General features: G+C 63.3%; 28 protein-coding genes. 1 reads left to right on the top strand and 27 read right to left on the bottom strand.

Going from position 1 to position 18,913, the window contains the following annotated elements; all coding sequences use genetic code 11:
* Positions 1-3: 3 nt before the first annotated feature.
* From GRI47_RS03050 to rplO, 3 genes are all read right to left on the bottom strand, one after another.
* Positions 4-648, bottom strand: coding sequence for an adenylate kinase (locus GRI47_RS03050; protein ID WP_160659891.1), 645 nt, complete (start codon positions 646-648; stop codon positions 4-6).
* Between the two features lie 47 nt (positions 649-695).
* Positions 696-2,060, bottom strand: a complete 1,365-nt coding sequence (gene secY, locus GRI47_RS03045) for a preprotein translocase subunit SecY (RefSeq protein WP_160659890.1) — start codon at positions 2,058-2,060, stop codon at positions 696-698.
* Positions 2,061-2,164: 104 nt separating this feature from the next.
* Entirely contained in the window at positions 2,165-2,689 is a 525-nt protein-coding gene (rplO, locus tag GRI47_RS03040) for a 50S ribosomal protein L15 (RefSeq protein WP_160659889.1), read from the bottom strand.
* 164 nt (positions 2,690-2,853) lie between these two features.
* Between rplO and GRI47_RS03035 the strand changes: the two genes are divergently transcribed.
* Positions 2,854-4,356: a hypothetical protein gene (locus GRI47_RS03035; protein ID WP_160659888.1), complete on the top strand. Its 1,503-nt coding sequence runs from the start codon at positions 2,854-2,856 to the stop codon at positions 4,354-4,356.
* 71 nt (positions 4,357-4,427) lie between these two features.
* Here GRI47_RS03035 and rpmD read toward each other — a convergent pair whose 3' ends face one another.
* From rpmD to rpsL, 24 genes are all read right to left on the bottom strand, one after another.
* Complete coding sequence (gene rpmD, locus GRI47_RS03030) at positions 4,428-4,613, bottom strand: 50S ribosomal protein L30 (RefSeq protein ID WP_160659887.1); 186 nt, start codon at positions 4,611-4,613, stop codon at positions 4,428-4,430.
* A 5-nt stretch (positions 4,614-4,618) separates the two neighbouring features.
* Positions 4,619-5,470, bottom strand: coding sequence for a 30S ribosomal protein S5 (gene rpsE / locus GRI47_RS03025; protein WP_337190682.1), 852 nt, complete (start codon positions 5,468-5,470; stop codon positions 4,619-4,621).
* The gene (gene rplR / locus GRI47_RS03020) at positions 5,470-5,814 is read right to left on the bottom strand and encodes a 50S ribosomal protein L18 (protein ID WP_160659886.1); all 345 of its coding nucleotides are present in this window, start codon (positions 5,812-5,814) and stop codon (positions 5,470-5,472) included. The genes rpsE and rplR overlap by 1 nt, the downstream gene beginning before the upstream one ends.
* Before the next feature lies 1 nt (position 5,815).
* Positions 5,816-6,349, bottom strand: a complete 534-nt coding sequence (rplF, locus tag GRI47_RS03015) for a 50S ribosomal protein L6 (RefSeq protein WP_160659885.1) — start codon at positions 6,347-6,349, stop codon at positions 5,816-5,818.
* Positions 6,349-6,744, bottom strand: a complete 396-nt coding sequence (gene rpsH, locus GRI47_RS03010; protein ID WP_160659884.1) for a 30S ribosomal protein S8 — start codon at positions 6,742-6,744, stop codon at positions 6,349-6,351. Before rpsH ends, rplF begins: the two co-directional genes overlap by 1 nt.
* 11 nt (positions 6,745-6,755) lie before the next feature.
* Positions 6,756-7,061: a 30S ribosomal protein S14 gene (rpsN, locus tag GRI47_RS03005; RefSeq protein WP_067680186.1), complete on the bottom strand. Its 306-nt coding sequence runs from the start codon at positions 7,059-7,061 to the stop codon at positions 6,756-6,758.
* A gap of 26 nt (positions 7,062-7,087) precedes the next feature.
* Complete coding sequence (gene rplE / locus GRI47_RS03000) at positions 7,088-7,681, bottom strand: 50S ribosomal protein L5 (protein ID WP_160659883.1); 594 nt, start codon at positions 7,679-7,681, stop codon at positions 7,088-7,090.
* The gene (gene rplX, locus GRI47_RS02995; protein WP_160659882.1) at positions 7,674-7,994 is read right to left on the bottom strand and encodes a 50S ribosomal protein L24; all 321 of its coding nucleotides are present in this window, start codon (positions 7,992-7,994) and stop codon (positions 7,674-7,676) included. The genes rplE and rplX overlap by 8 nt, the downstream gene beginning before the upstream one ends.
* Positions 7,994-8,362, bottom strand: coding sequence for a 50S ribosomal protein L14 (gene rplN, locus GRI47_RS02990; RefSeq protein ID WP_067680194.1), 369 nt, complete (start codon positions 8,360-8,362; stop codon positions 7,994-7,996). Before rplN ends, rplX begins: the two co-directional genes overlap by 1 nt.
* 56 nt (positions 8,363-8,418) lie before the next feature.
* Positions 8,419-8,709: a 30S ribosomal protein S17 gene (gene rpsQ / locus GRI47_RS02985; protein ID WP_067680197.1), complete on the bottom strand. Its 291-nt coding sequence runs from the start codon at positions 8,707-8,709 to the stop codon at positions 8,419-8,421.
* A gap of 10 nt (positions 8,710-8,719) precedes the next feature.
* The gene (gene rpmC, locus GRI47_RS02980) at positions 8,720-8,929 is read right to left on the bottom strand and encodes a 50S ribosomal protein L29 (RefSeq protein ID WP_202387264.1); all 210 of its coding nucleotides are present in this window, start codon (positions 8,927-8,929) and stop codon (positions 8,720-8,722) included.
* A complete protein-coding gene (gene rplP, locus GRI47_RS02975; RefSeq protein WP_160659880.1) occupies positions 8,929-9,363 on the bottom strand; it encodes a 50S ribosomal protein L16 in 435 nt (144 codons plus the stop codon). Before rplP ends, rpmC begins: the two co-directional genes overlap by 1 nt.
* A gap of 22 nt (positions 9,364-9,385) precedes the next feature.
* A complete protein-coding gene (rpsC, locus tag GRI47_RS02970; RefSeq protein ID WP_160659879.1) occupies positions 9,386-10,081 on the bottom strand; it encodes a 30S ribosomal protein S3 in 696 nt (231 codons plus the stop codon).
* Between the two features lies 1 nt (position 10,082).
* On the bottom strand, positions 10,083-10,460 hold the full coding sequence (rplV, locus tag GRI47_RS02965; protein WP_067681480.1) for a 50S ribosomal protein L22: 378 nt from the start codon (positions 10,458-10,460) through the stop codon (positions 10,083-10,085).
* A complete protein-coding gene (rpsS, locus tag GRI47_RS02960) occupies positions 10,460-10,735 on the bottom strand; it encodes a 30S ribosomal protein S19 (RefSeq protein WP_160659878.1) in 276 nt (91 codons plus the stop codon). Before rpsS ends, rplV begins: the two co-directional genes overlap by 1 nt.
* Before the next feature lie 6 nt (positions 10,736-10,741).
* Positions 10,742-11,578, bottom strand: coding sequence for a 50S ribosomal protein L2 (gene rplB / locus GRI47_RS02955; protein WP_067678691.1), 837 nt, complete (start codon positions 11,576-11,578; stop codon positions 10,742-10,744).
* A 4-nt stretch (positions 11,579-11,582) separates the two neighbouring features.
* On the bottom strand, positions 11,583-11,900 hold the full coding sequence (locus GRI47_RS02950) for a 50S ribosomal protein L23 (protein WP_160659877.1): 318 nt from the start codon (positions 11,898-11,900) through the stop codon (positions 11,583-11,585).
* Positions 11,893-12,516, bottom strand: coding sequence for a 50S ribosomal protein L4 (gene rplD / locus GRI47_RS02945; protein ID WP_160659876.1), 624 nt, complete (start codon positions 12,514-12,516; stop codon positions 11,893-11,895). Before rplD ends, GRI47_RS02950 begins: the two co-directional genes overlap by 8 nt.
* Positions 12,517-12,520: 4 nt before the next feature.
* A complete protein-coding gene (rplC, locus tag GRI47_RS02940; RefSeq protein ID WP_160659875.1) occupies positions 12,521-13,387 on the bottom strand; it encodes a 50S ribosomal protein L3 in 867 nt (288 codons plus the stop codon).
* Positions 13,388-13,636: 249 nt separating this feature from the next.
* Positions 13,637-13,948: a 30S ribosomal protein S10 gene (gene rpsJ / locus GRI47_RS02935; protein WP_006831877.1), complete on the bottom strand. Its 312-nt coding sequence runs from the start codon at positions 13,946-13,948 to the stop codon at positions 13,637-13,639.
* A 355-nt stretch (positions 13,949-14,303) separates the two neighbouring features.
* Positions 14,304-15,479 carry an elongation factor Tu gene (gene tuf / locus GRI47_RS02930; RefSeq protein ID WP_160659874.1) on the bottom strand — a complete coding sequence of 392 codons (1,176 nt, stop codon included), beginning with the start codon at positions 15,477-15,479 and terminating at the stop codon, positions 14,304-14,306.
* A 125-nt stretch (positions 15,480-15,604) separates the two neighbouring features.
* A complete protein-coding gene (gene fusA / locus GRI47_RS02925; RefSeq protein ID WP_160659873.1) occupies positions 15,605-17,740 on the bottom strand; it encodes an elongation factor G in 2,136 nt (711 codons plus the stop codon).
* Between the two features lie 122 nt (positions 17,741-17,862).
* Positions 17,863-18,333 (bottom strand): 30S ribosomal protein S7, encoded by a 471-nt coding sequence (gene rpsG / locus GRI47_RS02920; RefSeq protein ID WP_067678709.1) that lies wholly within the window; start codon positions 18,331-18,333, stop codon positions 17,863-17,865.
* 161 nt (positions 18,334-18,494) lie between these two features.
* The gene (rpsL, locus tag GRI47_RS02915; RefSeq protein ID WP_019831557.1) at positions 18,495-18,866 is read right to left on the bottom strand and encodes a 30S ribosomal protein S12; all 372 of its coding nucleotides are present in this window, start codon (positions 18,864-18,866) and stop codon (positions 18,495-18,497) included.
* Positions 18,867-18,913 lie beyond the last annotated feature (47 nt).

Genomic DNA, 18,913 nt, shown 5'->3' with positions numbered 1-18,913 from the left:
TAGCTAGGCCAGGATCGAATCGATCGCGTGAGTCACGTCCGCAATGCTGGCCATCCCGTCGATCCGGCTGACGATCCCGCGCTTTTCGTAGCCGGGCAGGATCGGCGCGGTCTCGGAGCGATAGACCTGCATCCGGTGGCGCACGGTCTCTTCGTTATCGTCGGGGCGGCGCTTGAACTCGGTGCTGCCGCACTTGTCGCACACGCCTTCCGTCTCGGGCTGTTTGAAGACGTCGTGATAGCCTTCGCCGCACTTGGCGCAGGTGAAGCGGCCCGTAATGCGCTCGACAAGCGCCTCCTCGTTCACGCCCAGTTCGATGACATGGTCGAGCTTGCGGCCGTGCCGTTCGAGGATTTCGTCGAGCATCCGGGCCTGCGCTTCGGTGCGGGGATACCCGTCGAAGATCGCGCCGGTCTCGCTGCCCATCGCGGCGAGTTCGGCATCGATCAGCTCGCTGACGATATCGTCGGACACGAGCTCGCCGCGATCCATGATCGCCTTGGCCTTGATGCCCACCGGCGTGCCCGCGCTGACGGCGCCGCGCAGCATGTCCCCGGTCGAAAGCTGGCGCATACCGTGATGCTCGACCAGACGATGAGCCTGGGTGCCCTTGCCCGCACCCGGAGGGCCAAGAAGGATGATGTCCATCGTTCGAAAATTCCCTCTGCCCGAATCCTTCTATTCGGGCACGTAGCCTAGCGCATCCGGCCTTTCAACTTGGCCTTCTTGATCAGATCGCCATACTGGTGGGCCAGCAGGTGCGACTGGATCTGGCTGATCGTGTCGACCGTGACGTTCACGACGATCAGCAGGCTGGTCCCGCCAAGGAACAGCGGAATGCCCGTCTGCGCGATCATGTATTCGGGGATGACGCAGACCAGCGCGAGATAGATCGCTCCGACCACGGTGATGCGCGTCAGCACGTAATCGAGATATTCCTCGGTCCGCTTGCCCGGACGGATGCCGGGGATGAACCCGCCATTCTTCTTCAGGTTCTCCGCCGTTTCCTCGGGGTTGAAGACCACCGCGGTGTAGAAGAAGCAGAAGAAGACGATCCCCGCCGCATAGAGCGTCATGTAGATCGGCTGGCCATGCTGGAGATATTGCAGCAGGGTCTGCAACCACGCCCCGGTCGTGCTGTTCGTATCGAGCGAATTGCCCGCGAACTGCGTGATCGTGAGCGGAAGCAGCAGCAGCGAGCTGGCGAAGATCGGCGGGATCACGCCTGCGGTGTTGAGCTTCAGCGGCAGGTGGCTGCGATCGGCCTGCATCATCCCGCGCTGCGTGGCGCGCTTGGGATACTGGATCAGCAGGCGCCGCTGCGCCCGCTCCACGAAGCTGATGACGAGGATCAGGATCACGATCATGGCGATGAAGCCGATGATGATGCCGGGCGAGATCGAGCCCGTGCGACCGCCTTCGAACAGATTGCCCGCAAAGCTCGGGAACTGGGCGACGATGCCCGCCATGATGATGAGCGACACACCGTTGCCGATGCCGCGGCTGGTGATCTGCTCACCCAGCCACAACAGGAACATGGTGCCCCCGACAAGGCTGATGACCGCACCGATGCGGAACATGTAGCCGGGATCGACCACCGCCTGGATACCGCTCTGCGCGCCGTAGCTTTCGAGACCCGCGGCGAGGAACCAGCCCTGCACCGTGCACAGCAGCACCGTGCCGTAGCGGGTATATTGGTTCAGCTTCTGCCGTCCGGTCGTGCCTTCCTTCTTGAGGGCGGCGAGCGAGGGGTGGAGGGCCGCGGCGAGCTGGATCACGATCGAGGCGGTGATGTAGGGCATCACGCCCAATGCGATCAGGCTCATGCGTTCGAGGCTGCCGCCGGTGAACATGTTGAACATGTCGAGGATGCCGCCGCGCGCCGTATCGGCGAGCGATTGCAGCACCAGCGGATTGACACCCGGCAGCGGCACGAAGCTCAGGAAACGGAAGACGATCAGGGCCCCGATCGTGAACCAGATACGCTGGCGCAGTTCGGTGGCCTTGGAGAAATTGGCGAGGCTCAGATTGCTCGCGATATTATCGGCGCGTGATGCCATGTCGAAATGTCGATCCTAGCTTGGTGCCGGCCCCTCCCGGCGATGGAGGGGTAGATAGGGAGGGGTTCGCACGATGTCGAACCCCCACCCCGTGATTTTCCCGCTTACTTGGCCTTCTTGGCCTTGTTCGCTTCGGTGCGAGCGGCTTTCTTCTCGTGCTCCGGCTGCTTGGCAGCGATCACCTCGACCGAACCGCCGGCCTTCTCGACCGCTTCGATCGCGCCCTTCGACGCACCGGCGACCTTGAACGCGACCTTCGCGGTCAGCTCGCCCTTGCCGAGGAGGCGCACGCCATCCTTGCCGCCACGGGCAAGGCCAGCGGCCTTCAGCGTTTCGTGGTCGAGCGTCGCCTTGGCGTCGAGCTTGCCCGCATCGATGAACTTCTGGACCATGCCGAGGTTCACTTCGGCGAAATCCTTGCCGAACGGATTGTTGAAGCCGCGCTTCGGCAGGCGCATGTGAAGCGGCATCTGGCCGCCTTCGAAGCCCTTGATGGCGACGCCCGAACGGCTCTTCTGGCCCTTCTGGCCACGTCCGCCGGTCTTGCCCTTGCCCGAGCCGATGCCACGGCCCACGCGCATACGCTCTTTACGGGCGCCGGGATTGTCGCGGATATCATTCAGTTTCATAGTGCACTCGCTTTCGCTTTCTAGGCCCCCTAAAGGGGTGCGCGCTGTTGGAAAGGGGGGCCGATAGGAGTTTTGCCGCCGGTTGTCGACCCCAATGATTCTGCCGCATGACGCGGCGGGTTTCACACGGCGCGAGAAACGATGCAGGCGGACATGCGGTAGAGATGGCCATCCCGATCCCTTCCTTCACGACGCCGAAACAGCCGGGCCGCTGGTATCGCGGCGGGATCGCGCTGGCGGGATTTCTCCTGCTAGCGTTTCTGAGCCGGGCCGCGACTTTCGGGCATCCCGATCTCTATGTCGACGAAACCTTTTATTTCGCCGCAGGCGTCGAGATGCTGCACGGCGCCATCCCCTTCGTCGACATATGGGATCGCAAGCCGCCGGGCCATTTCCTGCTCTTTGCGGGCATCGCCGCGATCTCGGACCAATTCGTCACCTACCAGATCGTCGCAGCCATATTCGCCGGAGCGACCGCCTTCGTCATCTATCGCGCTGCGAGGCATATTTGCGGAGCCCCCGCCGCGGGTTTTGGCGGCGCGACCTACATCTTCTCGATCTACGCCTTCAACGGGTATGGCGGGCAGAGCGCGGTATTCTACAATCTGTTCGTGGCTCTTGCCGCCCTGCTCCTGCTCGCGAGCCTGTCGCGGATGGAAGAGCGCGGGACCGCGCTGCGAATCGGGATCGCGATGCTGTGTGCGGGCCTGGCGGTCGCCATCAAGACAAGTGCGGTGTTCGAAGCGGCGTTTTTCGGCCTCTTCGCCGCCGCGACGCAAATCCGCGCGAGAATGCCGCATTCGATCACGATCCGGCGCATCATGGTCTGGGCCCTGCTCGCTTTGCTTCCCTCGGCGGCTTTCGCGATCTGGTATTTCCTGCATGGGTATTGGGACGAATATTGGACCGCCATGGTCCTTTCGAATCTGCGCAAGCCTGCCGAGGAAGCGGGCGCCGGATTGCGGCTCGAAGTCATTGCCGGAATGCTCGCCCCCTTGCTGGCCAGCGCGATCGTCGGCTGCTTCTTTCTCCCGCGAGCGGCGCGAAGCCTCTTGGTCGGCTGGATGCTCGCAGCGCTGGTCGGGTTCTTCGCCCTGCCCTCGTTCTACCTCCATTATGCCCTGCCGCTGATCGCACCGTTATGCGTCCTGGCGCCAGCGGCCACCCATCTTCGGGCCCGAGGCTGGATCCTGCTGGCGAGCACAGCCATCCCGCCGCTGCTTTTCTACATTTATGTCGACAATCCCCAGACCCAAAGGGTGCGGGCCGGGATGGAGCGGCTGGTGGATGGCGTAAATCGCGGCAAGGTGGGCGGCGGCGACCTTCTCGTCTTCGATGGCCCGCCCTTGCTCTACACGATGACGGGCTCACCCTTCCCGACCCCGCTCGCCTTCCCCAACCATCTTTATCAGGCGGAAGAGCGCGACGTGAGCCATATCCCCACGCTGCCGGAGGTTAGGCGCCTTCTTGCCGCAAGGCCGGGCGTGGTCGTCGATCGCACCTTCCCCCATACCAATCGACAGACGGACCGGCTCGTTCGCGCCTATATCACGAGAAACTGCCGCCCCATGGCCAGCATGAAGGATCGGTGGGGCCATACGGTGACGGTCTATGGCTTGTGCCGGGGCGACCCGACCGCCCTATCTTCGCCACAGCCGCAAAACTAAAAAGGGCCGGACAGCGTACCACGCTGCCCGGCCTTTCTAATTTGTGCCACCTTCAAGGAAGGTCGCGTATCTCAGTCGACGATAGCGACCAGATGCGGGACCTTGGCGATCGCGCCGCGCACCTCGGGGGTGTCCTGGCGGGTCACGGTCTTGTGCATCTTGTTGAGGCCCAGGCCGATCAGGATCTTGCGCTGGCTCTCGGGCCGACGCAGCGGCGAACCGATCTGCTTGATGGTGATGGTTTTTTTGTCAGCCATCTCGATTACTCCACAAGAGCCGCGGCGTCGGCTTGCGCCTCGGCCTCGTTCGATCCACCGCGACCGAGGAGGTCGGCGATCTTCTTGCCGCGACGCTGCGCCACCGATTTCGGCGACGTCTGGTCCTGCAGCGCATCGAAGGTCGCACGGATCATGTTGTAGGGATTGGACGTGCCGACCGACTTGGTCACCACGTCGGCGACGCCAAGGCTTTCGAACACGGCGCGCATCGGACCACCGGCGATGATGCCGGTACCTGCCGGAGCCGTACGCACGGTCACCTTACCTGCACCGAAACGGCCATTGCCGTCATGGTGGAGGGTGCGGCCGTCCTTCAACGGAACGCGGATCATGTGCTTGCGCGCAGCGGCGGTCGCCTTGCTGATCGCTTCCGGCACTTCGCGGGCCTTGCCCTTGCCGAAACCGACGCGGCCCGAGCCGTCACCGACCACGACCAGCGCTGCGAAACCGAAGCGCTTGCCGCCCTTCACGGTCTTGGAGACGCGGTTGATGTGGACGAGCTTCTCAATGATGCCGTCGTCTTCTTCCTCGCGTCGTCCGCCGCGACGATCGTCGCGACCACGACCACGACCACGGCCACCACCATCACGTCCGCCGCGATCGCCGCCGCCACGGCCACCACGCTGACGCGGCTGGCCTTCGGCGCCCTGAGCGGGCGACTGGTTGTCGGCAGCTTCGGACGGCGTATCGGCCACGGCGGGCTGCTCGTTGGTCACGGCGTGTTCGGTTTCCGCAGTCGCGACACCGGCGTCAGCCTTGGCCTTCGCGACTTCGGGCGTGTCCGCCACGGCGGGAGCCGCATTGTCTTCGGGGGTCTTGTTCTCGTCGGCCATAATCAGAACTCCAGCCCGCCTTCACGGGCGGCATCGGCCAGCGCCTTGACGCGGCCATGGAACAGGAAGCCACCGCGGTCGAACACGACGGTGGTCACGCCGGCCTTCTTGGCGGCGGCGGCGATGTCCTTGCCGACCTTCTGCGCGGCATCGACATTGGCACCCGAACCCGAGGCGCCCAGCGTGGAGGCTGCGGCGACGGTCTTGCCGGCGGCATCGTCGATGATCTGCGCGTAGATGTGCTTGCCGGTGCGGTGCACCGAAAGACGCGGCTTGCCGCCCGCACGGTTGCGGAGCGCCGTGCGGACACGGCGGCGACGGCGTTCGAAGAGGGAAAGCTTGGCCATCTTACTTCTTCTTCCCTTCCTTGCGGAAGATATACTCGCCCTGGTACTTGATACCCTTGCCCTTGTAGGGTTCGGGCTTGCGCCAGCGGCGGATTTCTGCGGCGAACTGGCCGACCTTCTGCTTGTCGATGCCCGAGACGATGATCGTCGTCTGGTCGGGCGTCTTCACATCCAGACCTTCGGGAACGTCGAGATCGACGTCATGCGAATAGCCGAGCTGAAGCTTGAGCTTGCTGCCCTGCGTCGAGGCGCGATAGCCGACACCCGAGATCTGCAGCGTCTTGGAAAAGCCTTCCGTGACGCCTTCGACCAGGTTCGAAACCATCGTGCGCTGCATACCCCAGAAAGCGCGCGCCTTCTGCGTATCGTTCGCGGGCTGGACCGAGATGCCCTCGTCCTCGACCTTGTAGTCGATGAGGTCGGAAAGACCCATGGTGAGAGTGCCCTTGGGGCCCTTCACCGACAGCGTCTTGCCGTCGATATTGGCAGTGACCCCGCTGGGGATCGCCACCGGACGTTTACCGATGCGGCTCATCAGAACACCTCCGCCAGCACTTCGCCGCCGACATTCTCGCTACGCGCTTCGTTGTCCGAAAGCACGCCGCGCGGGGTCGAGACGATGGTGATGCCAAGGCCGTTGCGCACGTTCGGAAGGTCCTTCGACCCCGAATAGACGCGGCGGCCCGGCTTGGAGACGCGGGCGACGTGCTTGATCGCAGGCTCGCCCTCGAAATACTTCAGTTCGATCCGCAGCGCCTTGTGCTTGCCGCTGTCGTCTTCGCTGTAGCCACGGATGTAGCCTTCGCGCTGGAGCACTTCCAGGACGTTCGCGCGCAGCTTGCTGGCGGGCGAGAGGACGCTGTCCTTCTTCGCCTGCTGGCCGTTGCGGATACGGGTGAGCATATCACCCAGGGGATCGGTCAATGCCATGGTCTAGATCCTCACCAGCTCGACTTGGTCAGGCCGGGGATCAGGCCTTTATTGCCAAGATCCCGCAGCTCGATGCGGTTGATGCCGAACTTGCGGTAATAGCCGCGCGGGCGGCCGGTGGTGGAGCAGCGGTTGCGCACGCGCGTGGGGTTCGCATTGCGCGGCAGTTCCGCCATCTTCAGGCGCGCCATCAGCCGATCGCTCTCGTCGGCCGACTTGTCGTCCGCGATCGCCTTCAGCTTCTCGTACTTCGCAGCATACTGCTTGACGAGCTTCTTGCGCTTCTCGTTCTTATTGATCGAACTCAGTTTCGCCATTGGACTTAAGTTCCTCTCTTAGCGGCTCACGCCGCTTCCTTCTCTTGTGACGCTTCCTGGCCTTCGGGGGCCGGGAACGGGAAACCGAACAGACGCAGCAGCTCGCGCGCCTCATCGTCGGTCTTCGCCGTGGTGGTCACGATGATATCCATGCCACGGACCTTTTCGATCCGGTCGTAGCTGATCTCGGGGAACACGATCTGTTCCTTCATGCCCATCGCGTAATTGCCGCGCCCGTCGAAGCTCTTCGGGTTGAGGCCGCGAAAGTCGCGGATGCGGGGCATGGCGATGGTGACCAGGCGGTCCATGAATTCGTACATGCGGTCGCGGCGCAGAGTAACCTTCGCACCGATCGGCATGCCTTCGCGCAGCTTGAACTGGGCGATCGACTTCTTGGCCTTGGTGATGACCGGCTTCTGACCGGCGATCAGGGCCATTTCCTCGGCGGCGGTCTGGACCTTCTTCTTGTCCTGGCTCGCCTCGCCCACGCCCATGTTGAGCGTGACCTTCTCGATCCGGGGGACTTCAAGACGGTTCTTGTAACCGAACTTCTCGGTCATCGCTTTGACGACCTCGTCCTCGTACTTCTTCTTGAAGCGCGGCGTGTAGTTATCAGCCATCGATGGTCTCCCCGGACTTCACGGCGACGCGCACCTTTTTGCCGTCCTTCTCTTCGAAACGGACGCGGGTGGGCTTGCCGTCCTTCGGATCGGCCAGCGCGACCTTCGAGATGTGCATCGGGGCCGGGAAACGGTCGATGCCACCTTGCGGGTTCTGCTGGTTCGGCTTGCGGTGACGGGTGGCGACGTTCACGCCTTCGACGACGATCTTGCCGTCCTTGGGCATGACCTTCTCGACCGTGCCCGTCTGGCCCTTGTCCTTGCCGGACAGGACGACGACGGTGTCACCCTTCTTGATCTTGGCGGCGGCCATTACAGCACCTCCGGAGCGAGCGAGATGATCTTCATGAAGCCGCGGCCGCGCAGTTCGCGCACCACCGGGCCGAAGATACGGGTGCCGATCGGCTCTTCGCTCTTGTTCACGAGCACGGCGGCATTGCTGTCGAAGCGGATCACGCTACCATCGGGACGGCGAACGTCCTTCTTGGTGCGGACGATCACCGCGCGATGGACGTCGCCCTTCTTCACCTTGGCGCGCGGCTGGGCTTCCTTCACGGAAACCACGATCACGTCCCCGACACTCGCGGTGCGGCGCTTCGAGCCGCCCAGTACCTTGATGCACTGGACGCGCTTGGCGCCGCTATTGTCCGCGACGTCGAGATTGGATTGCATCTGGATCATCGATCCGGTTCCTTCTCTTGGCTTGCCGGGACAGGTGCCCGGCAGTTCCGATTACGTCAGTTTCCTGCGGCTTCGACTTCGAGGTCAGCCTCGACAGCCTGCGTGCCGCCCGCCGTCACCCGGTCCTTGACCTGCCAGGTCTTGGTCTTCGAGATCGGCTTGGTTTCTTCGATACGCACGACGTCGCCGAGCGTGTACTCGTTCTGCTCGTCATGGGCGTGATACTTCTTCGAACGGCGGATGATCTTCCCGTAAAGCGGGTGCTTCACCTTGCGCTCGACGAGCACGGTCACGGTCTTGTCGGTCTTGTCCGAGGTCACCGTGCCGATCAGGATACGCTTTGGCATAATCTGTTCCTTAAGCCTTGGCAGCCGCTGCGCGGGTGCGTTCACCCTGCAACGTCTTGATCGTGGCGATCGAGCGGCGCACTTCGCGGATGCGAGCCGGCTTTTCCAGCTGGTTGGTCGCGGCCTGGAAGCGCAGGTTGAACTGCTCGCGCTTGAGCGAGGTCAGCTCTTCGGCGAGCTGATCGTCCGACTTCTGGCGGAGGTCTTCTGTCTTGCTCATCATTCGCCTCCCAGGTGCGAGGTGTCGCCGAGGCGGGCAACGACCTTGGTCTTGACGGGCAGCTTCATCGCGGCACGCTCGAACGCTTCGGCGGCGAGCGGACCCGCGACACCGTCGAGTTCGAACAGGATGCGACCCGGCTTCACGCGGGCGGCCCAGTATTCGATCGAGCCCTTGCCCTTACCCTGACGGACTTCGGCAGGCTTCTTCGAAACCGGCACGTCCGGGAACACGCGGATCCAGAGACGGCCCTGACGCTTGATGTGGCGCGTGATCGCGCGGCGAGCCGCTTCGATCTGGCGCGCGGTGATCCGCTCGGGCTCCAGCGCCTTCAGGCCGTAGGACCCGAAATTGAGCGCGGTGCCGCCCTTGGCGTTGCCGTGGATACGGCCCTTAAACGCCTTGCGGTACTTGGTTTTCTTCGGTTGCAGCATGGTGCTTTCCTATGTCCTGCAATCAGCGCGCGGGGCGCACGCCCGAGGTCTGCGATTCCATCATCAGACGGTCATGCGCGGTCGGATCGTGGCCGAGGATCTCGCCCTTGAAGACCCACACCTTGATGCCGATGATGCCATAGGCGGTCAGCGCCTCGGCTTCGGCATAGTCGATGTTGGCGCGCAGCGTGTGAAGCGGCACGCGGCCTTCGCGATACTGTTCGACACGCGCGATTTCCGCGCCGCCGAGACGGCCGCCGCACACGATCTTGATGCCTTCGGCACCCAGACGCATGGCGGACTGGATCGCACGCTTCATCGCCCGGCGGAACGCCACGCGGCGGATCAGCTGGTCGGCAATGCCCTGGGCGACGAGCTTGGCATCGACTTCCGGCTTGCGGATTTCGACGATGTTCAGCTTCACTTCGCTGTCGGTCATCGTGGCGAGCTTGGAGCGCAGCTTCTCGATGTCCGCGCCCTTCTTGCCGATGATGACGCCGGGACGCGCGGCATAGATCGAGATGCGGCACAGCTTGGCCGGACGCTCGATCACCACCTTCGAAATCGCGGCCTGGGGCAGCGAGCTGACGATGTGCTTGCGGATCTCGATGTCCTCGCTGAGCAGCTTGGCATAGTCGCGCCCTTCGGCGTACCAGCGGCTGTCCCAGGTGCGGTTGATCTGCAGGCGCAGACCGATCGGATTGCTCTTGTGACCCATGTTACGCCTCTTCCTGCTCGCGAACCACGATCCGCAGCCGGCTGAACGGCTTGAGGATGCGCGTGGACTTGCCGCGGCCGCGCGTGTGGAACCGCTTCATGGTGATCGACTTGCCGACCGAAGCTTCCGCAACGACCAGAGCGTCGACATCCAGATCGTGATTGTTTTCCGCATTGGCGATCGCGGATGCGAGCACCTTGCTGGCGTCGCGCGCCATCGCCTTCTTGGAGAAAGCGAGGATGTTGAGGGCCTCTTCGGCCTTCTTGCCGCGGATCAGACCGGCGACGAGGTTCAGCTTCTGGGCCGAACCACGGATCGTGGTGCCGACGGCCAGAGCCTCGTTCTCACCGACGCGGCGGGGTGCCTTCTGCTTGCTCATCAGCGCTTGCCCTTCTTGTCGGCGGCGTGGCCCGGGAAGGTGCGCGTGGGCGCGAATTCACCGAGCTTGTGGCCGACCATTTCTTCCGAAACGGAAACCGGGATGAACTTGTGGCCATTGTAGACGTTGAACGTCAGGCCGACGAATTGGGGGAGGATCGTGCTGCGCCGCGACCAGGTCTTGATCGGCTTGGTGCTGCTCGCATCCTGCGCGGTTTCGGCCTTCTTGAGAAGGCTGAGTTCCACGAACGGACCCTTCCAGACGGAACGTGCCATGTGCGCTTACCTCTTCTTCTTGGCGTGGCGCGAACGGATGATCATCTTGTCCGTCTGCTTGTTGTTGCGCGTACGGGCGCCCTTGGTGGGCTTGCCCCACGGAGTGACCGGGTGACGACCGCCCGAGGTCCGGCCTTCACCACCACCATGCGGGTGGTCGACCGGGTTCTTGGCGACACCGCGCGTCAGCGGCTTCACGCCCATCCAGCGACGGCGACCGGCCTTGCCCAGGTTCTGGTTCTGGTTGTCGGGGTTCGACACGGCGCCAACGGTGCCCATGCAGTCGGCGCGCAGGTAACGCTGCTCGCCGCTATTGAGGCGCACGATGACCATGCCGCGATCGCGACCGACCAGCTGGACATAGGCCCCGGCGGAACGGGCGATCTGCCCGCCCTTGCCCGGCTTCATCTCCACATTGTGGCAGATCGTGCCGACCGGCATCTGACCCAGCAGCATGGCGTTGCCAGGCTTGGTATCGGTCTTCTCACCGGCGACGACCTTGTCACCGACAGCGAGACGCTGCGGCGCGATGATGTAGGCCTGCTCGCCATCGGCGTAGCTTACGAGCGCGATGAAGGCGGTGCGGTTGGGATCGTATTCGATCCGCTCGACAGTGCCTTCGACGTCCCACTTGCGACGCTTGAAGTCGATGAAGCGGTACTTCTGCTTGTGACCGCCGCCCATGCCGCGCGAGGTCTTGTGACCCTTGTTGTTGCGGCCGCCCGTCTTGCGCTTGCCTTCCGTGAGCGACTTGACCGGCTTGCCCTTGTACAGGCCGGACTTGTCGACGAGGATGAGGCCGCGGCGCGCGGGGCTCGTCGGATTGTAATTCTTCAGTGCCATGGGATCAGCTCACACCTTCCGTGATGTCGATCATCGAGCCCTCGGCGAGGGTCACGATCGCCTTCTTCACGTCGTTGCGCTTGTAGGGCTTGCCCTTCCAGCGCTTGGTCTTGCCCTTCACGTTGATCGTGTTGACGGCGACGACCTTGGCCTTCTGGCCGGAATAGATCGCTTCGACCGCTTCCTTGATCTGCGGCTTGGTCGCATCGCCCGCCACCTTGAACACAACCGCGTTGTGTTCCGAAGCCATGGTCGACTTCTCGGTGATGTGGGGCGAGAGGATCACGTCGTAGTGACGTGCATCGATGTCCTGCTTAGCCATTGAAACGGCCCTCCAGCTTGGCGACCGCGTCCTTGGTGAGGACCAGCGTGTCGTGCTTCAGGATGTCGTAGACATTGGCGCCCATCGCCGGGAGGACGTTGATGCCCGGCAGGTTGCGCGCGGCCTTCTTGAAGCCGTCGTTCACCGTGTCACCGTCGACGAAAAGGACCTTGCCGTTCCAGCCATTGCTGTCGAACTGGGCCTTCAGCGCCTTGGTCTTGGCATCGCTCAGCTCCAGGCTGTCGACGACGATCAGGCCGTCTTTCGCCTTGCTGGACAACGCCATCTTCAGACCGAGCGCGCGAACCTTCTTGTTCAGCGACTGGTTGAAGTCACGCTTGCGGGCACCGTGGGCCTTGCCGCCGCCAATGAAGATCGGAGCGCCGCGATCGCCGTGGCGAGCGCCGCCCGAACCCTTCTGGGCGCCGAACTTCTTGCCGGTGCGCGCCACGTCCGAACGCTCACGCGTCGGGCGGGCGGTGCCGCGGCGGTTCTCGAGCTGCCAGGTGACGACACGGTGCAGGATATCCGCACGCGGCTCGACACCGAACACCTCATCGTTGAGCTCGACGTCGCCAGCGGCTTTTCCGTCGATTTTCTGGACCTTCACCTTCACGGGATCAGCCCTCCTTGTTCTCGTCCGAGCCGGTGTCGGCTGCGGACGTATCGGTGGTGGTCTCGGTGTCAGCACCGGCTTCCTGCTCGGCAGCGAGGACTTCCTGCTGCTCAGCGGAGACCTGGGTGTTGACCTCGTGCTCGGCACCGCTCTCGACCAGACCGGCATCGGCTTCCTGATGCTCGAACTCGTCGCGGTTGCGATACATCACGCCCGGGAACGGGAGGTCTTCGTGCTTCACCTTCACGGCGTCGCGGACGAGCATCCAGCTGTTCTTGGCGCCGGGAACCGAACCCTTGACGAAGAGCAGGCCGCGATCGGCGTCGGTACGCACGATTTCGAGGTTCTGCTGGGTGCGCTGACGGTCGCCCATGTGGCCGGCCATCTTCTTGCCCTTGAACACGCGGCCCGGATCCTGGCGGTTACCCGTCGAACCGTGCGAACGGTGGCTGAGCGAGACGCCGTGCGTGGCGCGAAGACCACCGAAGCCCCAACGCTTCATGGCGCCGGCGAAGCCCTTGCCCTGCGTGTGGCCGGTGATGTCGACCTTCTGGCCGGCGATGAAATGTTCGGCCGAGATGCGCGCGCCGACGGGCAGCAGCCCGTCTTCGCCTTCGACGCGGAATTCCGCGACCTTCATCTTCAGGCCGACATCCGCCTTGGCGAAAGCTTCGCGCTGCGGCTTGTTGACGTTCTTCTGCTTCGCTTCGCCCGCGCCGAGCTGGACGGCGAAATAGCCGTCACGGTCGCCCGTGCGGTGAGCGGTAACCTGGCAGTTCTCAAGAGCGAGAACGGTCACGGGAACGTGCCGCCCATCCTCCTGGAACAGGCGGGTCATCCCGACTTTCTTTGCGATCACGCCAGTGCGCATCGTCAAAACTCCTTCACAGAGGCACCCCGGCGAAATCCGAGGGTGCGTGTCAGCCCGTTTTTCGATGCGTCGCCCCGTCCGGGCTGAACTGCCCTTCCCCGAGAGGAAGAGCGAGACGGGGGACGCAGGCCCGGATGAAATCCGGCGGTATCCCGATGTCTTGTCTGGCCTTGCGGCGAGACGGGCCTTCGGGGGCCCTGAACTGTCCGGTGCGCTTAGCGTCCTTCCGGCAGGACGGAAACCCCTCGCTTAGGCGAGCTTGATTTCGACGTTCACGCCCGCGGCGAGGTCCAGCTTCATCAGCGCGTCGACCGTCTGGGCGTTGGGCTGCACGATGTCGAGCAGCCGCTTGTAGGTGCGCACCTCGAACTGCTCGCGCGACTTCTTGTCGATGTGCGGGCCGCGGTTCACGGTGAACTTCTCGATACGCGTCGGCATGGGAATGGGGCCGCGAATAAGAGCACCCGTGCGACGTGCGGTGTCTGCGATTTCGCCAGTCGCCTGGTCGAGAACGCGGTGGTCGAACGCCTTGAGGCGGATGCGGATGTTCTGAGCTTCCATTACCTATACCGATGCGAAAGAGCCAAGGGACCACCCGACGGGTCGAGCTATCCCAAAAACAAAGGCCTGCCTCGCTTTAGCCCGGTTTCCCGGAACGGGCGGCCTCGTGAAATTCGTGTCGCAAGGGACGAATCCCCCGCTGGAGGCGCGCATATACGGGGAAGGCGGTTAGCTGGCAACCCCCTAATCCCGCCTCTTTTCCGCATTCCGCGCAAGGACACGACGAACCGTGCCACAGGGTGGATGCGGACCGGAATCACGCTTCTACAAAAACGAGGCCCGGCTCCCCATCGGAGAGCCGGGCCATCATTTTCGGCTATCGCCACTCCCCTTTTCGGGAAGCGCGATCGCTGGCTTACTTCGTGATGTTCGCCACGACGCCCGAGCCGACGGTACGGCCGCCTTCACGGATCGCGAAACGCAGACCTTCGTCCATGGCGATCGGCGCGATCAGCTTGACCGAGATGGTCACGTTGTCGCCCGGCATCACCATTTCGGTGCCTTCGGGAAGGATCACTTCGCCGGTCACGTCGGTGGTGCGGAAGTAGAACTGCGGGCGGTAGTTGGCGAAGAACGGCGTGTGACGGCCACCTTCGTCCTTCGACAGCACGTAGACTTCGGCGCTGAAATCGGTGTGCGGCGTAACCGAACCCGGCTTCGCGAGGACCTGGCCACGCTCCACGGCTTCACGGCCGACGCCACGGATCAGGGCGCCGATGTTGTCGCCGGCTTCACCGCGATCGAGCAGCTTGCGGAACATTTCCACGCCGGTGACGGTGGTCTTCTGCGTGTCCTTGATGCCGATGATTTCGACTTCGTCGCCCACGTTCACAACGCCGGTTTCGACGCGGCCGGTGACGACCGTACCACGACCCGAGATCGAGAACACGTCTTCGATCGGCATCAGGAAGTCCTTGTCGACCGGACGATCGGGCTGCGGGATGTAGCTGTCGACAGCGTCCATCAGCTCCTTGATCGACTTTTCGCCGATTTCTTCGTCACGGCCTTCGAGAGCGGCCAGAGCCGAACCCTTGACGACGGGGATTTCGTCGCCGTCGAAGCCGTATTCGCTGAGCAGTTCGCGAACTTCGAGTTCGACCAGCTCGAGCAGTTCCTCGTCATCGACCTGGTCGACCTTGTTGAGGTACACGACCAGCTGCGGCACGCCGACCTGGCGGGCCAGCAGGATGTGCTCGCGGGTCTGCGGCATGGGGCCGTCAGCGGCGTTCACGACCAGGATCGCGCCGTCCATCTGGGCGGCACCGGTGATCATGTTCTTCACGTAGTCGGCGTGGCCCGGGCAGTCGACGTGCGCATAGTGACGCGCGTCGGTTTCGTATTCCACGTGCGCGGTCGAGATGGTGATACCACGCTCACGCTCTTCGGGGGCCTTGTCGATGTTCGCGAAATCGACGGCCGAACCCTGGACCTTGGTGATCGCAGCGGTCAGCGTGGTCTTGCCGTGGTCGACGTGACCGATGGTGCCGATGTTGCAGTGCGGCTTGTTCCGCTCGAATTTTTCCTTCGCCATTGTACTCTTAACCTCTGTCTAAGATTGAATCTCTGCGGGGGAGAGAGACGGCACCCGCCGAAACAGGCGCCGCCCCTAGCTGTCTCGCTCGCCTTAGGCAAGCTTCTCCTTCACCCCATTCGCCGTCAGGCGAGCTTTTCCTTAACTTCCGCCGCGACGTTGGCCGGAACCTCGTCGTAGTGGCTGAACTGCATCGAATACTGCGCGCGGCCTTGCGTGAAGGAGCGCAGTTCGTTGACGTAGCCGAACATGTTCGCGAGCGGCACATTCGCCTCGACCGCCTGGGCGTTGCCCCGGCTGTCGGTGCCCTGGATCTGCCCGCGACGGCTGTTCAGATCGCCGATGACGTCGCCGAGATAGTCCTCGGGAGTCACGACTTCCACCTTCATGATCGGCTCGAGCAGCTTGATGCCGGCCTTCTGAGCCACTTCACGCATCGCACCGCGACCAGCGATTTCGAACGCGATCGCGCTCGAGTCGACGTCGTGGTACTTACCGTCGACCAGGCGGATCGCGAAGTCGATGATCGGGAAGCCGACCAGATGGCCGCTCTCGGCCTGCTCGCGCATGCCCTTCTCGATCGCCGGGATGTATTCGCGCGGAATGTTGCCGCCCTTGATCTGATCCTCGAAGGTGACGCCCTCGCCGCGCTCACCGGGGGTGACCACGACCTTGACTTCACCGAACTGACCCGAACCGCCTGACTGCTTCTTGTGGGTGTAGGTCACTTCGACTTCGCGGCCGAGATATTCGCGATACGCCACCTGCGGCGCGCCGACATTGGCCTCGACCTTGAACTCGCGCTTCATGCGATCGACGAGGATGTCGAGGTGAAGCTCGCCCATGCCCTTGATGATCGTCTGGCCCGATTCGTGATCGGTCGAAACGCGGAACGAGGGATCCTCGGCAGCCAGGCGGTTGAGCGCGACGCCCATCTTTTCCTGGTCGGCCTTGGTCTTCGGTTCCACCGACAGCTCGATCACGGGCTCGGGGAATTCCATCCGCTCGAGGATGATCGGCTTGGCCGGATCGCACAGCGTATCGCCCGTGGTCGTGTCCTTCATGCCCGCCAGAGCGACGATGTCGCCGGCGAACGCCTCATCGATGTCCTCGCGGTTGTTCGAGTGCATCAGCAGCATCCGCCCGACCTTTTCCTTCTTGTCCTTCACCGAGTTCAGGACCGAACCCTTGGAAAGCTTGCCGGAATAGATGCGGGTGAAGGTGAGCGAGCCGACGAACGGATCGTTCATGATCTTGAACGCGAGGGCCGCGAAGGGCTCGTCATCGCTCGACGGGCGGGTTTCCTCGACATCGCTGTCGGGCAGGACGCCCTTGATCGCCGGAACGTCGAGCGGGGACGGCATGTAGTCGACAACCGCATCGAGCAGGGGCTGGACGCCCTTGTTCTTGAAGGCCGAGCCACACAGCACGGGAACGAAGGCGCGTGCCATGGTGCCCTTGCGGATCAGCTTCTTGAGCGTAGCGGCGTCGGGCGCCTCTCCGCTTTCAAGATAGGCCTCCATCGCATCGTCGTCCTGCTCGACCGCCATTTCGACCAGCTGCTCGCGATATTCCGCGGCCTTGTCGGCAAGGTCTTCCGGGATGTCGATGAACTCGTACTTCGCGCCGAGATCTTCGTTCTGCCAGACGATGCCGCGCATGTTGACGAGATCGACAACACCCTTGAGATCGCTTTCGGCACCGATCGGAAGATAAAGAACGAGCGGCGTAGCACCGAGACGATCGACGATCGACTTCACGCAGTAATAGAAGTCCGCACCGGTGCGGTCCAATTTATTAATGAAGCACATCCGGGGAACGCCGTACTTGTCGGCCTGGCGCCATACTGTCTCGGACTGCGGTTCAACTCCGGCAACGCCGTCGAAGACTGCAACGGCGCCGTCGAGCACGCGAAGACTACGTTCGACTTCGATGGTGAAGTCGACGTGGCCAGGGGTGTCGATGATGTTGATGCGGTGCTTCGGCTCGTTGGCGCGCAGCGCTTCGGGGTCCGAGCGCGGATCCATGGTCGCGTCTTCGGCGGTCCAGAACGTGGTCGTCGCGGCGGACGTAATGGTAATACCGCGCTCCTGCTCCTGCTCCATCCAGTCCATGGTCGCGGCGCCGTCATGCACTTCGCCGATCTTGTAGGACTTGCCGGTGTAATAGAGGATGCGTTCGGTCGTGGTGGTCTTGCCGGCATCGATGTGGGCCATGATGCCGATATTGCGATAGCGCTCCAGCGGATAGTCGCGGGCCATGTGGAATTCCTCGTGAAAGCGAGAGGGTGGTCGGGGGACGAGCAAGCTCTGGCCCCTATGTAGGATCAAATGTGACAGGTTGAAGGCCGGGACGCAGCGCCCCGGCCCTCAAACCGAACGCCCTACCAGCGGTAGTGCGAGAACGCGCGGTTCGCGTCGGCCATGCGGTGGGTATCTTCCCGCTTCTTGACCGCGTTGCCGCGATTGTTGGCCGCATCCATCAGCTCGCCCGACAGGCGCGCCGACATGGTGGTTTCCGGGCGACCGCGCGCGGCGGTGATCAGCCAGCGGATGGCGAGAGCCTGGGCACGCTCGGGACGCACCTCGACCGGGACCTGATAGGTCGCACCGCCGACGCGGCGCGAACGCACCTCGACCTGCGGCTTGATGTTGTCGAGCGCGGCATGGAACAGCTCGACCGGATTGGCCTTGGCCTTCGTTTCCACCACGTCGAGCGCGGTGTAGACGATACCTTCGGCGACGGCCTTCTTGCCGTCCAGCATGAGGTTGTTCATGAACTTCGACAGGACCTGATCCCCGAACTTGGGATCCGGCAGGATTTCCCGCTTTTCGGGACGACGACGACGTGACATGGCACGAATTCCTTCTCTTGGCGCTTGCTGCTCTCGTCATTCCCGCAAAAGCGGGAATCCAGCGAGGCGCAGACTGCGCTTGAAACCTTGACCGCCCCTCCCGCCCCGCCCTTGATCCCCACCTGCGCGGGGATGACGGATGCCGGAGGAGCCGGCGCTCCTTACTTGGGACGCTTGGCGCCGTACTTCGAACGGCTCTGCTTGCGGTCCTTGACCCCTTGCGTATCGAGCACGCCGCGCAGGACGTGATAGCGCACGCCGGGAAGGTCGCGCACACGGCCGCCGCGGATCAGCACGACGCTGTGTTCCTGAAGGTTGTGGCCTTCGCCGGGGATGTAGGAGATGACTTCGCGCTGGTTGGTCAGGCGCACCTTGGCCACCTTGCGCAGAGCCGAGTTCGGCTTCTTCGGAGTCGTCGTGTAGACGCGCGTGCAGACGCCGCGCTTCTGCGGGTTCTGCTCCATCGCAGGGACCTTGGACTTGGCCTTCTGCGGTTCGCGGCCCTTGCGGACCAGCTGGTTGATTGTCGGCATGTGAGTTCTTTCTCTTCACCTGATGATCCGAGCGCGCGCATCTGTGC

Origin of the sequence: Qipengyuania pelagi, from assembly GCF_009827295.1 — a bacterium.
GTDB classification, from domain to species: Bacteria; Pseudomonadota; Alphaproteobacteria; order Sphingomonadales; family Sphingomonadaceae; genus Qipengyuania; species Qipengyuania pelagi.
This window is presented reverse-complemented; position numbering and strand designations above follow the sequence as displayed.